Source organism: Clostridium vincentii (assembly GCF_002995745.1).
Lineage (GTDB): Bacteria > Bacillota > Clostridia > Clostridiales > Clostridiaceae > Clostridium > Clostridium vincentii.
Map to the genome: position 1 here is coordinate 1 of NZ_PVXQ01000003.1, position 15,064 is coordinate 15,064.

General features: G+C 30.2%; 14 protein-coding genes. 9 read left to right on the top strand and 5 right to left on the bottom strand.

Features of this window, described 5'->3' with window-relative positions; translation table 11 throughout:
- Positions 1 to 130: 130 nt before the first annotated feature.
- Positions 131 to 475: a hypothetical protein gene (locus CLVI_RS01715; RefSeq protein ID WP_106058388.1), complete on the bottom strand. Its 345-nt coding sequence runs from the start codon at positions 473 to 475 to the stop codon at positions 131 to 133.
- Between the two features lie 229 nt (positions 476 to 704).
- Here CLVI_RS01715 and CLVI_RS01720 point away from each other — a divergent pair, with 229 nt between their 5' ends.
- Positions 705 to 1,607, top strand: a complete 903-nt coding sequence (locus CLVI_RS01720; protein ID WP_106058389.1) for a GH25 family lysozyme — start codon at positions 705 to 707, stop codon at positions 1,605 to 1,607.
- A gap of 46 nt (positions 1,608 to 1,653) precedes the next feature.
- Here the strand turns inward: CLVI_RS01720 and CLVI_RS01725 are convergent, their stop codons facing one another.
- Positions 1,654 to 3,366 carry a DEAD/DEAH box helicase gene (locus CLVI_RS01725; protein ID WP_242980518.1) on the bottom strand — a complete coding sequence of 571 codons (1,713 nt, stop codon included), beginning with the start codon at positions 3,364 to 3,366 and terminating at the stop codon, positions 1,654 to 1,656.
- A gap of 179 nt (positions 3,367 to 3,545) precedes the next feature.
- Positions 3,546 to 5,444 carry an NAD(+) synthase gene (locus CLVI_RS01730; protein WP_106058390.1) on the bottom strand — a complete coding sequence of 633 codons (1,899 nt, stop codon included), beginning with the start codon at positions 5,442 to 5,444 and terminating at the stop codon, positions 3,546 to 3,548.
- Between the two features lie 293 nt (positions 5,445 to 5,737).
- On the opposite strand from CLVI_RS01730, the gene CLVI_RS01735 reads away from it, so the two are divergent.
- The 3 genes from CLVI_RS01735 (at position 5,738) to CLVI_RS01745 (ending at position 8,211) form a co-directional block, all read left to right on the top strand.
- A complete protein-coding gene (locus CLVI_RS01735; RefSeq protein WP_106058391.1) occupies positions 5,738 to 6,166 on the top strand; it encodes an NfeD family protein in 429 nt (142 codons plus the stop codon).
- A gap of 3 nt (positions 6,167 to 6,169) precedes the next feature.
- The gene (locus tag CLVI_RS01740) at positions 6,170 to 7,123 is read left to right on the top strand and encodes an SPFH domain-containing protein (protein ID WP_106058392.1); all 954 of its coding nucleotides are present in this window, start codon (positions 6,170 to 6,172) and stop codon (positions 7,121 to 7,123) included.
- A gap of 152 nt (positions 7,124 to 7,275) precedes the next feature.
- The gene (locus CLVI_RS01745; protein ID WP_106058393.1) at positions 7,276 to 8,211 is read left to right on the top strand and encodes a type I phosphomannose isomerase catalytic subunit; all 936 of its coding nucleotides are present in this window, start codon (positions 7,276 to 7,278) and stop codon (positions 8,209 to 8,211) included.
- A gap of 97 nt (positions 8,212 to 8,308) precedes the next feature.
- Here CLVI_RS01745 and CLVI_RS01750 read toward each other — a convergent pair whose 3' ends face one another.
- On the bottom strand, positions 8,309 to 8,998 hold the full coding sequence (locus CLVI_RS01750; protein ID WP_106058394.1) for a GntR family transcriptional regulator: 690 nt from the start codon (positions 8,996 to 8,998) through the stop codon (positions 8,309 to 8,311).
- 143 nt (positions 8,999 to 9,141) lie between these two features.
- Between CLVI_RS01750 and CLVI_RS01755 the strand changes: the two genes are divergently transcribed.
- Positions 9,142 to 10,032, top strand: a complete 891-nt coding sequence (locus tag CLVI_RS01755; RefSeq protein ID WP_106058395.1) for an ROK family protein — start codon at positions 9,142 to 9,144, stop codon at positions 10,030 to 10,032.
- 58 nt (positions 10,033 to 10,090) lie between these two features.
- On the opposite strand, the gene CLVI_RS01760 is transcribed toward CLVI_RS01755, so the two are convergent.
- Entirely contained in the window at positions 10,091 to 10,744 is a 654-nt protein-coding gene (locus CLVI_RS01760; RefSeq protein ID WP_170065568.1) for an HAD family hydrolase, read from the bottom strand.
- Between the two features lie 194 nt (positions 10,745 to 10,938).
- Here CLVI_RS01760 and CLVI_RS01765 point away from each other — a divergent pair, with 194 nt between their 5' ends.
- The 4 genes from CLVI_RS01765 to CLVI_RS01780 all read left to right on the top strand — a co-directional run bounded on the left by CLVI_RS01765 (position 10,939) and on the right by CLVI_RS01780 (position 14,997).
- Positions 10,939 to 11,367 (top strand): MarR family winged helix-turn-helix transcriptional regulator, encoded by a 429-nt coding sequence (locus tag CLVI_RS01765; protein ID WP_106058397.1) that lies wholly within the window; start codon positions 10,939 to 10,941, stop codon positions 11,365 to 11,367.
- Between the two features lie 67 nt (positions 11,368 to 11,434).
- Positions 11,435 to 12,823 (top strand): HAD-IIB family hydrolase, encoded by a 1,389-nt coding sequence (locus CLVI_RS01770; RefSeq protein ID WP_242980519.1) that lies wholly within the window; start codon positions 11,435 to 11,437, stop codon positions 12,821 to 12,823.
- 77 nt (positions 12,824 to 12,900) lie between these two features.
- A complete protein-coding gene (locus CLVI_RS01775) occupies positions 12,901 to 13,056 on the top strand; it encodes a DUF1540 domain-containing protein (RefSeq protein ID WP_106058398.1) in 156 nt (51 codons plus the stop codon).
- Positions 13,057 to 13,230: 174 nt separating this feature from the next.
- On the top strand, positions 13,231 to 14,997 hold the full coding sequence (locus CLVI_RS01780) for a M3 family oligoendopeptidase (protein WP_106058399.1): 1,767 nt from the start codon (positions 13,231 to 13,233) through the stop codon (positions 14,995 to 14,997).
- The last annotated feature ends 67 nt before the right edge of the window (positions 14,998 to 15,064 follow it).

Consider the following 15,064-nt stretch of genomic DNA (forward strand, 5'->3'; position numbering starts at 1 on the left):
ATTCGTTAGCCTAACAAGCAAATATCAAAAGATACATTAATTTCTAATGAACCGCCGTGTACCGAACGGTATGCACGGTGGTGTGAGAGGACGCTAAATAAAATAATTATTTAGCTCCTACTCGATTAAATTAAATTTTTTCTTTTGTAGAAATCCATTCTTTAACTTGGGGAGTTAAACACTCAGTAGTTTCAGAATTAATCTGTGATACAAATAAAAAATCATCAGCATTCACAAAAACTTTAAGCTTTTCAAGAATTTTTGCTGAGGATAGTGCAGTATGTAAAAGAAAACTCTCAGGCATAAAGTGAGCCCAAGCGCCTAGAGAATGAATTTCTCCAATTAGTCTAGAATCATCACGACCACCACAACCACAATCTTCGTCATGTTCGTGTGTATTGTCCTCACAACCACAATTTTCATCGTGTTCATGTGCTTCTTCTTTTAAAAAGTAACTTACTAAATATACTGACATAGTGACACCGCCTTTTTGTTTATAAATCTAATAGTACAGGAATTGAGGGATAAATACAATTATTAAATTTGGCAGATATTTTAATTTCATAATTGCTTTAATAAGTAAGGTAATAATTAATTATTAGAAATAGAAAAGAGGAGAGTAGGTTCATAAAAAGAGAAAATGCATATTTATATATAGATAGGCTAAAATTAGGCTAGTAAAAATAAAAAATAAGGAGATTAATATGAGAGGTATAGATGTATCAAATCATAATGGAATAATTGATTTCACAAGGGTAAGAAATAGTGGAATTGAATTAGTTTATATGAAGGCAACAGAAGGAACCACTTATCAAGACTCCTTTCTAGATAGGAATTATAATGGTGCCATCGGAGCTAATATGATGGTAGGATTTTATCATTTTCTAGCAGGGACAAGCCTTCCAGAAACGCAGGCAGAAAATTTTTATAACCAGATAAAAAATAAGGTTAGTGCCTTAAAACCTTCACTTGATTTAGAAGTGAGTGGATTTGATGTGATTAATTATGCATTAAGATTCATAAAAAGATTTGAAGCGTTAAGCAATTTGCCAATAGTAATATATTCATCTCCATACTTTATAAATGCTAACCTTGACAGTAGGTTAGCAAAATACCCCTTGTGGGTTGCCCATTATGGAGTTATGACTCCAATGAAAAATAATATTTGGGGTACAAGTCATGTTGGACATCAATATACTGAGACAGGGCGAGTAGATGGTGTAAATGGATACTGTGATTTAAATAATTTTTATTCTGGGATTTTTGTGTCTGATACTAGAATAGAAAATCCATCAAAATCAGACTATAGTTCAATAGTGAGAGAGTTGCAAAATCAAATAAATTTACAAGGGTTTGGAAATGTTGCAGTAGATGGTATTGCTGGAAATGAGGCTTTAAGTCATGTACCTACATTAAGATTTGGAGCTCAAGGTGGTATAACAAAAGCAATGCAAATGCTTATTAATGAATATGGATATGCATTAATACCGGATGGTATTTTTGGACAGAACACAAGAAATGCAGTAATAGCTTTTCAGGGTAGTAAAGGCTTAATTCAGGATGGAATAGTGGGGCCAAATACTTGGAGTAAACTATTACAATTATAATAATAAAAAAACAACTCTGAAAAGAGTTGTTTTTTTAAAATAGAAATTATCTTCTTTTAGTAGCTACTTCTACATTAACTCGTCTGTTATTAATTTTGTTTCCAGAACAATTATCTAATACTGCATCAGAAACGTCATTAGAAACTGTAACAAATGAGAAGCTTTCAAGTATATCGATCTTTGTAACCTTATGGCCTTCGATATTAGCCTTTTCAGTAATGTAGTCAACTAAGTTTTTAGTAGTTAAGTCATCTCTCTTACCTATAGAGAAGAATAATCTTACATCGTCTATATTATCCTTATCCCTATCGCGACTATCCCTAGCATCTCTATCTCTGTTATCTCTATCTCTAGAATCTCTACTGAATCTATCTCTGCTACTTCTACTATCTCTATCTCTACTGTCTCTGTTATCTCTAAAATCTCTAGTAGGAGCTGGAGATTCCATTTGATCATGAGTATAATTAAAACTCATTTCTTTATCAAATTGCATCTTCATCATAGCTGCAACTACATCAACTGGAGCGTAGTTAACACAAATTTCATCAGCAAGTTTTGTATATTTTGAAAAATCGCCTTCTATTAAAACTTTTTCAATTTCATCAGTTTTTGAAGTAAATTTTGATTCCAAAATTTGTTCAACTGTTGGTATAGGCATTTTAGTAATTATACCTTTTGTAACATTTCTAATTTGTCTAAGCATTGATTGCTCTCTTGGAGTAATGAAAGAATAAGCAGTACCTTTTCTGTTAGCTCTACCAGTTCTACCAACTCTATGTACATAAGATTCAACATCTTGAGTAATGTCATAGTTTATAACATGAGTTATTCCTTCAACATCAATACCTCTAGCAGCAACATCAGTTGCAATTAAAAAGCTTAAAGAACCTTCTTTAAATCTTTTTAGAGTTCTCATTCTATGAAGTTGAGACATATCTCCATGCATACCTTCAGCTACATAATTTCTAGCTTGAAGTCCTTCAACTAATTCATCAACACCCTTTTTAGTTCTACAAAAGATAATTGCAGCATTTGGTGTATCATAGTCTAATACTCTACAAAGAGCCTCAAACTTATTTCTTTGATTAACTTCAAAGAAACCTTGAGTTATAGTTGAAACAGTCATTGAAACCTTTTTAATTGCAACTATTTTAGGATCTGGCTTCATGTATCTTTTAGCTAATTTTTGAATTTGTGGTGGCATTGTAGCAGAGAAAAGCATTGTTTGTCTTTCTTTAGGTAATTGCTTTATTACTTCTTCAATGTCTTCTATAAATCCCATGTTTAACATTTCATCAGCTTCGTCTAATACTAAGAATTGAGCATTTCCTAATAGGAGAGCCTTTCTTCTTATAAGGTCTAATATTCTACCAGGAGTACCGACAACTACGTCAACACCTCTTTTTAATTCTCTAAGTTGCTTTTGAATAGAGTCTCCGCCGTAGAATGGTAATACTGTAATCTTTTCATATTTAGAAAGTTTATTTAAATCTTCATAAACTTGAATTGCAAGTTCTCTAGTTGGAGCCAAGACGATTGCCCCTACATTACCAGTCTTAACTAGGTTGTTTAATAAAGAACAACCAAAAGCAGCTGTTTTACCAGTTCCGGTTTGAGCTTGAGCAATTAAATCATGGCCCTCTATAGCTAAAGGAATAGCCTCAGCTTGGATTTGTGACGGATACTCGAATCCTAAATCCTCGATTGCTCTTAATATTTCAGGTTTTAAATTTAAATCTTTGAATGTAATTTTTTCCATGTATAGTTCCCTTCGTTATGTATCTGCTAAAAAATTTATATATTAATATTAATATTAACATTTTCAATTAATATATATTCGCACTAACTGTATAAGTATATATCAATTTGAGGAATAATGCAAAGAATTTTAATTAGTTAAGCTTTTGTAATTAATAAGAATGCTGCTAAAATAGGCATTTATTTCCATGGAGAGGCATCTGAGGGCATTCTCCAATCTCCACGTGGTGATAGGGATATGCTTCCTACTTTAGGACCATCAGGAAGCGCACTTCTCTTAAATTGTTGAGTGAAAAATCTCCACATGAATTTATCAAGCCACTTTTCTATTTCTTCATTAGTATAGTCATCCTTAAAGGCTTCCTTAGATAAAAATAAAATTCTTTCCTTAGAAGAACCATGTTTAATAAAGTGATATAGGAAGAAATCATGAAGTTCGTATGGCCCTATGATATCCTCAGTTTTTTGAGTGATATTTCCTTTAGCATCCTTTGGAAGAAGCTCTGGACTTACAGGAGTATCTAAAATATCAAGCAATGTATCAGTAACTTCTTTAGAGGATTCTTTTTCAGCTACATATCTAACAAGATATCTAACTAAGCTTTTTGGAATAGAAGGATTCACAGAATACATGGACATATGGTCTCCGTTATATGTGCACCATCCAAGGGCAAGTTCTGATAAATCACCTGTCCCTATAAGCAGTCCACCCTCTTTATTAGCTAAATCCATAAGAATTTGAGTTCTTTCGCGAGCCTGAACATTTTCATAGGTTACATCATGGATATTCTTATCATGTCCAATATCCTCAAAGTGCAAAAGGGCAGCAGGAACAATGTTAATTTCTCTTAAATCACAGCCAAGTTCCCTGCAAAGTGCTAGGGCGTTATTATAAGTTCTATCAGTAGTTCCAAATCCAGGCATAGTAATTGCAATTATATTCTCCTTAGGATAATTTAAAAGTTTAAAGGTTTTAACAATTACAAGTAGTGCAAGAGTAGAATCAAGCCCCCCAGAGATTCCAATTACGGCCTTTTTAATACCAGTATGCTCAAATCTTTTAGCTAATGCAGAAGCTTGAATACTGAAAATTTCCCTGGACCGTAGCTCTCTTTCATGTTGATTTGATGGTACAAAGGGGTGTTTATCAATTATTCTGTCAAAGTTTTTAATTTTAGTGTCATCATAGGCAAAATTAATTATTTTAGGTTCCATATTAACCATTTTAGAAGAATCTCTAAAGCTTAGGTTTTTCATTCTTTCGGAATTTAGTTTAAATACATCTATTAAAGAATAGATTATTTCATTATCTCTTTGAAATCTTTCATTTTCTTTTAATATTCCACCATTCTCACTAATTAGCAAATGTCCGCTAAATAATAAATCAGTAGTAGATTCATGAACACCAGCAGAAGAATATATATAAGCAGAAATTGAACGAGCACTCTGATTTTTAATTAAATCACGTCTGTAATCTGCCTTACTTACGAGCTCATTTGAGGCAGAAAGGTTTCCAATTATATTAGCACCCATTAGAGATAAATAGGAACTAGGCGGTATAGTTACCCAAAGGTCTTCGCATAATTCAAAGCCGTAATTAAAGTCATTACAGGAGAAGATTAAGTTTGTTCCAAAATTTATATCTTTTTGAAATGAAAGGTTAACCAATTTATCTGTCATTCCTAACCCTTCTGTAAACCAGCGCTTTTCGTAAAATTCACTATAATTAGGTATATAGGACTTAGGAACTATTCCAAGAATCTTTCCTTTAAATAATATGTAAGCACAGTTATATAAGGTGCTTTTATGAAGAAGAGGTGCTCCTACAGCAATAAGTGTGTCTAAGTCCTTAGTTCTTAGAAGTAATTCTTCTATTCCTTCTGTTGAACGTTTTAGTAGTGTATCTTGTAAAAATAAATCGCTACATGTATAAGAGGTTATACATAGCTCAGGAAAAACTATAAGTTTTGCTCCGTTAGATGAAGCTTCTTTTGCACAGATTATTATATTTGAAAGATTATATTCAACGTCTGAAACCTTAGTTACAGGACAAGCAGATGCTACTTTTATAAAGTTCATAAATTATTTCAACTCCATTTTATATAATTTTAATTTTAGTATTTGATTTTAGTATGCTATATAAACATAATAAGATTAAAATATTAGAAAATCAATGAAAAGAAGAGATAGTTAATGATAAACTGGTTAAAGGGTGTATAATAACTCTTAATGACGTAATTTAAAACTTTTTTAATATGCAATATAATGGTAAAATGTATTTACAGTCAATAAAAGACTGAAAAGAATTTATTTTAAGTGGTATAATAACAATATATAACACATAAAAGAGAAATGAGGGGAGGGGATTTAGAATGGGAATACTTTTGTTTTGGTTAGTTTTATCAATAGGAGCTATACTTATTGATATATTTACAAGTGCTTTTCTTTTTGTATGGTTCGCTATTGGAGGTTTTGCAGCTATAGCTGGAGGTCTAGCAGGATTAGAATTTCCGGCACAGTTAGGGATATTCATTGTAGTTAGCATAATTTCAATCTCTATAGGTTATCCTTTAGCCAAGAAGAAATTTAAAAATACTATTAGCATACCTCTAATGGAAGAGACTTATATAGGAAAGATATTTTTAGCACAAGAGGATATAGATAAGACATTAAGGTTTAAAGTTGGAGGAGTCTATTGGACAGGAAAAAATGATGGAGCTAAGATAAACAAAGGAGAAAAATTTAAGGTACTAGGAATAGAAGGAAATAAATTGTTAATTGAAGGAATAAGGGAGGAATAAAAAATGGATACTAGTTTAGTTAAGTTAATTATTGGAGTAGTCGTAGTAATACTAATACTAATAATATTATTAGCTTCAGTAAAGGTTGTTAACACAGGAAATTTATATGTAGTAGAGCGTCTTGGAAAGTTTGATAGAATATTACAGCCAGGGTGGCATCTTATGATTCCTTTTGTGGATTTTGTAAGAAGAAAGATTTCAACTAAGCAACAAATAATGGACGTCCCACCACAATCAGTTATTACAAAAGATAATGTTAGAATTTCAGTAGATAACGTAATTTTCTTTAAACTTATGAACGCTAACGATGCTGTATATAATATTGAAGACTTTAGATCAGGTATTGTTTATTCAGCAACTACTAATGTAAGAAATATCATTGGTAACATGACTTTAGATGAAGTATTATCAGGAAGAGATACAATAAATAAAAATCTTTTAAATATTTTAGATGATGTTACAGATGCCTATGGTATTAAAATTCTTTCAGTAGAAATTAAAAATATAATACCACCAGGTGAAATACAACAAGCTATGGAAAAGCAAATGAGGGCAGAAAGAGATAAGAGAGCAATGATTCTTCAAGCTGAAGGTATAAGACAATCTCAAATAGAAAAAGCTGAAGGAGAAAAGAAATCAAAAATTCTTGAAGCTGAAGCTCAAAAAGAATCTCAAATAAGAAGATCAGAAGGATTAAAGGAAGCTCAATTACTTGAAGCTGAAGGTAAAGCAAAGGCTATAGAAGCAATTGCAATTGCAGAATCGGAAGCTATTAGAAAAATTAATAGAGCTATTATAGAATCTGGAACAGATGAAAGAGTTATAGCTTTAAAGCAAGTTGAAGCCTTGAAAGAAATGGCTAAAAACCCTGCGAATAAGCTTATATTACCTAATGAAACATTATCTTCACTTGGAAGTATTGCTGCTATTGCAGAAATGCTTAAGGGCAAAGTTTAATAGGAATACTTAACATGTTTTGGCCCTACAGAATTATCTGTAGGGCCAATTTTTAATTTAGTTGTCTATACAGATAAACAACAAAGTATTAGTATAATATATACTAATAAATATATATATATAATATCTAACAGAAAGGAAGATGAAAAACTATGTATCCAATTAAATTTGAAAACATATATTATGAAAAAATATGGGGTGGAAGAGATTTAGAGAGCTTTAGAAAAAACCTTCCAGATGGAGATATTGGAGAGAGCTGGGATATAGCATGTCATCCAAATGGCACAGGTATTGTAGCTAATGGAGAATTCAAAGGGAAAAATCTTAAGGAACTTATAGAGCAAGAGGGTAAGGCACTTTTAGGAAATAGTTATAATGGAGAAGATTTTCCATTATTAGTTAAGCTTATAAATTCTAAAGATAAATTATCAGTTCAAGTTCATCCAAATGATGAATATGCGAAAAAATATGAGAATTCCTTTGGTAAAACAGAGGCCTGGTATGTTGTGGATGCAAAACCTAGATCTTTTTTAATAGTAGGCACAAAGGATTGTAATAAAGAAACTTTTAAAAAGGCAATAGAAGAGGGAAAGACAGAGGATTATTTAAATAAGATAGAAGTTAAAAAAGGAGATTCTTTCCTAATAAATAGTGGGCTTGTTCATGCAATATGTGAAGGGGTAATTATAGCTGAAATTCAACAAAATAGTGATATTACTTATAGAATATATGATTATGGCAGACCAAGAGAAATTCATGTAGAGAAGTCTTTAGAGGTAATTGACTTTGATTTAAAAGCTATTAATTCTAGTAAGAAAGAATTAGAAAAGTTTGATGGCTATGATAAGGGTATATTATGCAAAAGTGATTATTTTAGTATAGAAAAATATGTTATTGCTAAGGACGTTGAAGAGGAAAGTGATAAGGATAGATTCTTTATATTTACTTGTGTTGATGGAGAAGGAGAGATAATCTCAAGTAATAACTTTAAGGAGAAAATATATAAAGGTGATAGTATACTGATACCTGCAACTTTGGGTAAATATACAATCAAGGGGAAGTTAACTTTGTTAAAAAGTTATGTTTAATATAAGAAGAAATAAAGATTAAAGCATGGGGTTTTGTTGCCCTATGCTTTATTTTTTTATTTCAAATTATTTCCTACAGGATCATGGACAACGGTTTTTACCTTCTTGAATAGTAATGTATATTATTTTCATGAGATTTACTTATGGAATATTCATATATTCTTCCATTTGTTAAATATCCAGTGTTCTCAAACTGCAAAACTAAAGGTTTACCTGACAGGTTTAATAATTTACTTTCCTCAAGAGTTAATTTTATAGCACTTATATTTTTTATTCCATGACTTATTTTAAAGTCATATTGAGATTCTATAAAGCTAAGAAGACTAGCTTCACAATCTGTTCTTGTAAGGTTAGGAAATAGAGAATAAGGCATATATATTTCTTCGATATGATAAGGAATGTTTTTAATATAACGTACCCTTAGTATAGACCATACATTAGCAGCTTTCTCTATTTTAAGAGTCTTAGTTAGTTTGTCCGAGGCTTTTATTAGATTTAGTTTAATAATCTTTGAGCTAATACTTTCAGAAGTATAGAAGTCAGAAAGGGAAGATAAAAAGAATATATCATTATCAAAGGAGGAAAAATCATTAACATAGGATGACCCATGACTATCTTTAATCAAATAACCTCTTTCTAATAAATATCCTATGACCTTTCTAATAGTATGTCTATTACATTCATATTTAGCTGATAATTGGGACTCAGATTGCATATAAGAATCTACTGGAATTTCTCCAGAAGTGATTTTTTCAATTAAGGTAGCAATAATTTCTTTGCTTTTCAACTTGGTTTTCCTCCCGCCTATAGATGATGATTTGAGTATATCATACAAAAAAATAATATTGTATAGACAGATAGTATCTTTTAAATTAAAGGATGTATAATAAGGAAGAGTGTATTAGGTTATTTATAAGGAGGAAGATAAAAATGGGAAATGTTATTGGTATAGATATTGGAGGAACAAACTTAAGAGCGGCAATTTTAGATGAAAAGCATAATTTAATTACTAAGTTTAAGATGGACAATGAAGTTGCAATGGGTCCTGAATATAATTTGGGTAAATTGATAGCAAAGATAGATAATGAGTGGAATGATTTTAAGGTTAAGGCTATAGGGATAGGATGCCCAGGACCTTTAGATATAAGAAATGGAATTATAATTAATCCACCAAATTTAAAGGGATGGGAAGGTTTTGAAATAAAAAAGTATTTTGAAAAACATTTTAAACTTCCAGTTGCAGTAAATAATGATGCTAATGTAGCGGCTTATAGTGAAGCTAAAGTAGGATCAGCTGCAGGGGCTGAAAGTGTATATTATATAACATTATCTACAGGGGTTGGGGGAGGATTCATTTATAAAGATGAAATAATAAGTGGATTTAATAGTATTGCTGCAGAAGTATGTAATATGATAATTAATGAAGATGACTATAGCCATTCAGGTTTAAATAAAGGTGGATTAGAAGGGCAATGTAGTGGCATAGCCATTGCTAGAGTTGCAAGTGAAAAATTGGGAGTAGCTGTTAGTACAAAATATGTTTTTGAAGAAGCTGAAAGAGGAAATAAGTTTTGTCAATATATCTTAAATAATTGGACAATTAATGTAGCAAAGGCCATTGCAAATATAATAGTTACAGTTGATCCAGAGGTAATAGTTTTAGGTGGATCAGTAATTTTAAACAATAGAAGTTATTTATCTAAAATAATTGAAGAAGTTAAGTTACGGGTATTTGAAGGTGCAAATATCCAGATAAAGATAGCTGAAATAGGTGAGGATACTGGACTTATTGGGGCAGGTCTTTTAGCTGCATCATTATAATGAAAATAATTATATAAGTATAAAATAGGCTCAACCAAAATTGGTTGAGCCTATTTTATTATTTCTCAAAAACAGAAATAACTTCACTTAAATCATTCATTTTCTTATAGACAAGCCCTAAAGTATCAACAGGTGCCTCTACTAAATCCTGAATAAAAATGACAGGTATATTAGCATTATGAGCTGCCAAAATTCCATTTATAGAATCCTCTAATACAAAAGCTTCGGTAGTTTTAGCACCAGCATTATCTAAAGCCTTTAAGAAAACATCTGGACTAGGCTTTCCGTTTTCAATTTCATCACCACAAACTGAATAATCAAAATAATGTAGTACATTAGATAGAGAAAGAAGATTCTCCATAACATTTCTGTGACTTGATGTAGCAACAGCCTTTTTTATTCCAGCCTTTGTTAAGTAATCAAGAAGATCAACAAGACCTTTTTTTACGGCAATACCTTCTACTGAGACTATCCTCGCCTTTTCTTTCTTTGCATCATTTAAAAAGTCTTTTATAGGAAAATCAGAACCATAAGTCTCAAGCATAATAGAGCTAATAGAAGCTTCTGTAGTTCCTATAAAATTTCTATAAAATTCAAAGTTAAAATCACAATTGTAATTCTTTTTAACAGCATCCCAAGCCTTCCATGCAATTATTTCTGAATCTAGCATTAGACCATCCATATCGAATATAACAAGTTTTATATTATTCATAGTAGTTGTATTCCTCCTCATTTGTATTTGTCTTTTAATTATAGCAGAAAAATCTTAATGAGTTGACAGAAATAAATAATAGAGTTATTATAATTTTAATAAATTGAATTGAATGCAATTAAATAAAAATATATACATATGAGAAGAGTTTAATTATAAATGTTTATAACTTATGATAAGAAGGAGATGAATATATGAGTAAATATGAGTCGATAAAATTAGAAAATCAAATGTGTTTTTCTCTTTATGCAGCATCAAGAGAAATAATAAAATTGTATAAACCAATCTTAGATAAGTACAATCTTACATATACCCAATACATAGCAATGCTTGTCCTTTGGGAGAGGGAGAAGGCATCAGTAAAGGATATAGGTAAGTACCTACATTTAGATTCTGGAACATTGACACCACTTTTAAAAAAACTTGAAGTTATGGAGTTAATCAAAAGATATAGAGATGTAAATGATGATAGAGTAGTAATCGCTGAAGTCACAGAAAAGGGCTTTAGATTAAAAGATAAAATATTAGAAGTTCCAGAAGAAATTTTTTGCAAAGTAAATTTTCCTATGGAAAAAGCTATTGAACTTAAAAAATTATTAGATGAATTATTAGAACTACAATAATATTCATTTTTAATGGTATGCGAGAATAATATAAATATTTTATTATAAATGAAAAGAGAGTGATAGTATGCCAAAGGTAGGAATGAGAATTATAAAATCTGCAATAGTAGTTTTTATTTGTTTTTTGATATATTTTATACGTGAAGACGGAATGCCGTTTTATTCGGCTATTGCAGGAATATTATGTATGCAACAATATTTATCCAATAGTTTAAAAGCAGCTGGGAATAGAACTATTGGTACAATAATTGGAGGAGCCTTTGGAATGTTGATTTTAGTAATTGAAAGGACATTTATTCCAGAGGGAATGCCTATAGTAGAATATTTTCTGATTTCTATAGCTATTATTCCATTAATCTATCTAACTATATTAATTGAAAAACAGGCGATTTCATATATTGCATGTGTAGTATTCTTGAGTGTAACTGTAATTCATGGAGTAGATGTTAGTCCCTTTTTCTTTACAATAAACAGAATTCTTGATACTCTTATTGGTATTTTTGTATCCTTAGGAGTTAATAGCTTTCAATTTCCTAAGAAAAAAAATCCTAATATATTATTTGTTAGTGATCTAGACGATACATTATTAAATTCTAAGGGAGAAATAAGCCCATACTCAAAAGTTAAATTAAATCAGATGATAAGAAAAGGTGCACAGATTACCATATCTTCTACAAGAACAGCAGCAACGCTAATACCTCTAATGAAAGATGTAGATATTAAATTGCCTCTTATTACAATGAATGGGGCAGCTTTATATAATATTAAAAAAAAGATTTATATTAATTGTAAAAATATAAATTCTCTAGTAGCACGAAAAGTTCTTGATATATTTAAACAGTATGGATTAAATGTATTTGTTCATTCAATTATTAATGATATCGTACATATATATTATGATGATTTTACTAATTCAGTTGAGGAGGAATATTATCATTTAGTTAAAACTTTGCCACTTAAGAATTATATTTATGGGGAATTGCCTAAAAATAAAAAAATAGTTTATTTTAGAGCTATAGACAAAGAAGATATTATTAAAAAATTATATGATGAGTTAATATTTTTAGATAATGATTCAAATCTTAATATTAATTACTATAAAGATGCTAAAAATCCAGGGTATTATTACTTAGATATCTATAGTTCAGAGGCTTCAAGAAAAAATGCTATATTAGATATTAAAAAGAAATTAACTGTTGATAGAATAGTTACCTTTGGTAATAGTGAAAGAGATATAGATATGATAAAGACTGCGGATAATGGATATATTGTGGAAAATGCAGAGGAAAAGCTCAGAGCAATAGCTATTAATGAAATAGAAAAATCCACCTACATGCCTTCCATGGGTAAGTTCAATGAGCCAAATATAAAATTTGGAATTTCACTTATAGGAAGTAATGATACTGATTCTGTAGCTAAAACAATAGAAAAATTATTCTATTCAAGGATACAGTAGACTATTCTAATGATGAATAAATTCATTGCCTTTTGATAAAACTAGACTTGAAACTAATAGTTTAGGAGGGATATGCAATGCAAAATAACGAATGTATTAAATGTTCAGTAGAAAAATGTAAGTTTAACAGCAGTAAAGAATATTGTACATTATCACAAATTTCAGTTGGAACACATGAATCTGATCCAAATGAAATTCAATGTACTGACTGTGAATCATTTATAGTAGGCTAATCTAGTAAAGAAAAGGGCTGTCTTAAAGTAGAATTTTAATTCTATTTTAAGACAGCTCAATTTTTTGTAAAAACTGATATAGTCTATATGAAAACTTTCAATTGTTTTTACTTGAAAGAGAATAATAGAGGCTTTTATGATATATAATAATATTATATAAACGGAGGGATAATTATGGAATTAAATTGGGATTTAAAAGAAATATACAAATCATTTAAGAGTGATGAATTTAAAAAAGATATGGAAAAGCTTATAGAAAATATAAATAATTTTAATCTTTGGGCACAGGAAATTGGTAAGGATGATGAAAATATAGTTAGAAAGCTTGAAGAGTACATAAAGAGTGTTTCAAGGATAGAGGAGTTGAAAAGCAGACTTGGAATGTTTGTTGAGCTTTCTTTAAGTGTAAATACAAAAGATGAAGTAGCACTTAAATTTTCAGATGTTTTGGATAAAAATTTAACTTATTTAGTAGAAGCCTCAACTAAAGTAGAACGATGGATTAGTAAAATTAAAGATATAGATATTATAATAAATGGCTCAAAAGAACTTAAAGAACATGAATTTATATTAAATGAAATTATTAGAAATAGTAAATATTTATTAAGTGAAAAGGAAGAGTTGATTTTATCAAATATGCAAAATACAGGCTCAAAGGCTTGGCTTAGGATGAAGGATACACTAATTTCTAACTTAACAGTAGAAGTTGAGAAAGACGGTGAAATTAAAAGCTTGCTTCTTACTGAAGTACTTAATATGGCCTATGATAAAGATAGGTCAGTTAGAAAGAATGCATATGAGGCTGAAATTAAATCCTATAAAAAGGTAGAAGAGTCATTGGCAGCGGCCCTTAATGGGATAAAAGGGGAAGTTTTGACATCCTGTGAACTTAGAGGTTATAAGTCTCCTCTTGAAATGACACTTTTTGAATCTAGAATGGATGAAAAAACTTTGAATGTAATGATTTCAGCCATGGAGGAAAGCATGCCTGTATTTAGAAAATATTTAAGAAAGAAAGGGGAAATGTTAGGACATAAGAATGGTTTACCATTTTATGATTTATATGCACCGGTTTCAGATGCTGAAATGAAGTTTACCTATGAAGAGGGAACTAAGTTTGTAGAGGATAATTTTAGAACCTTTAGCGATAATCTTGCTAATTTTGCTAGAAAGGCAATAGATAATTCTTGGATTGATGTTATGCCAAAAGCTGGTAAGGTAGGTGGAGCTTTTTGCGAAAATCTTCATTTTATAGGACAAAGTAGATTTTTATTGAACTATGGAGATAACTTTAGTGATGTTATAACTCTTGCACATGAATTAGGCCATGGTTTTCATGGAGATTGTTTAAATAATGAAACAACCTTAAATTCTGATTATCCAATGCCAATAGCAGAAACTGCATCAACATTTTGTGAAACTATAATTAAAAACGCAGCTCTTAAAAATGCTTCAAAGGAAGAATCTCTAGCAATTTTGGAGACTGAAATTTCAGATTGTACACAAGTTATTGTAGATATTTATTCAAGATTTCTTTTTGAAAAATGGTTTTTTGAAAAAAGAAATGAAAGTGCTTTAAGTGTTGAAGAGATAAAAGACCTTATGATAAAATCTCAAAAAGAAGCCTATGGGGATGGCTTAGATCCAGAATATTTACATCCGTATATGTGGACTTGGAAACCTCATTATTATTATGCAGAAAGTAATTTTTATAATTTCCCTTATGCCTTTGGGTTATTATTTGCTAAGGGCCTTTATGCAGAGTATTTAAAGACAGGAAAGGCTTTTTCCAAAGATTATGAAAAACTTCTTTCAATGACAGGTAAGAATAATCTTATAGATATAACAAAGGTAATGGGAATAGATATTAATTCTAAAGATTTCTGGAGAAGTTCTTTAAGAGTTATAGAAAAGGATATAGAAAAATTTATTAATATTTGAATTTAAATTCCCCAATAAGAAATTAGTTGGGGAAATTTATCATTATTAGGATAATGATAATAAAATA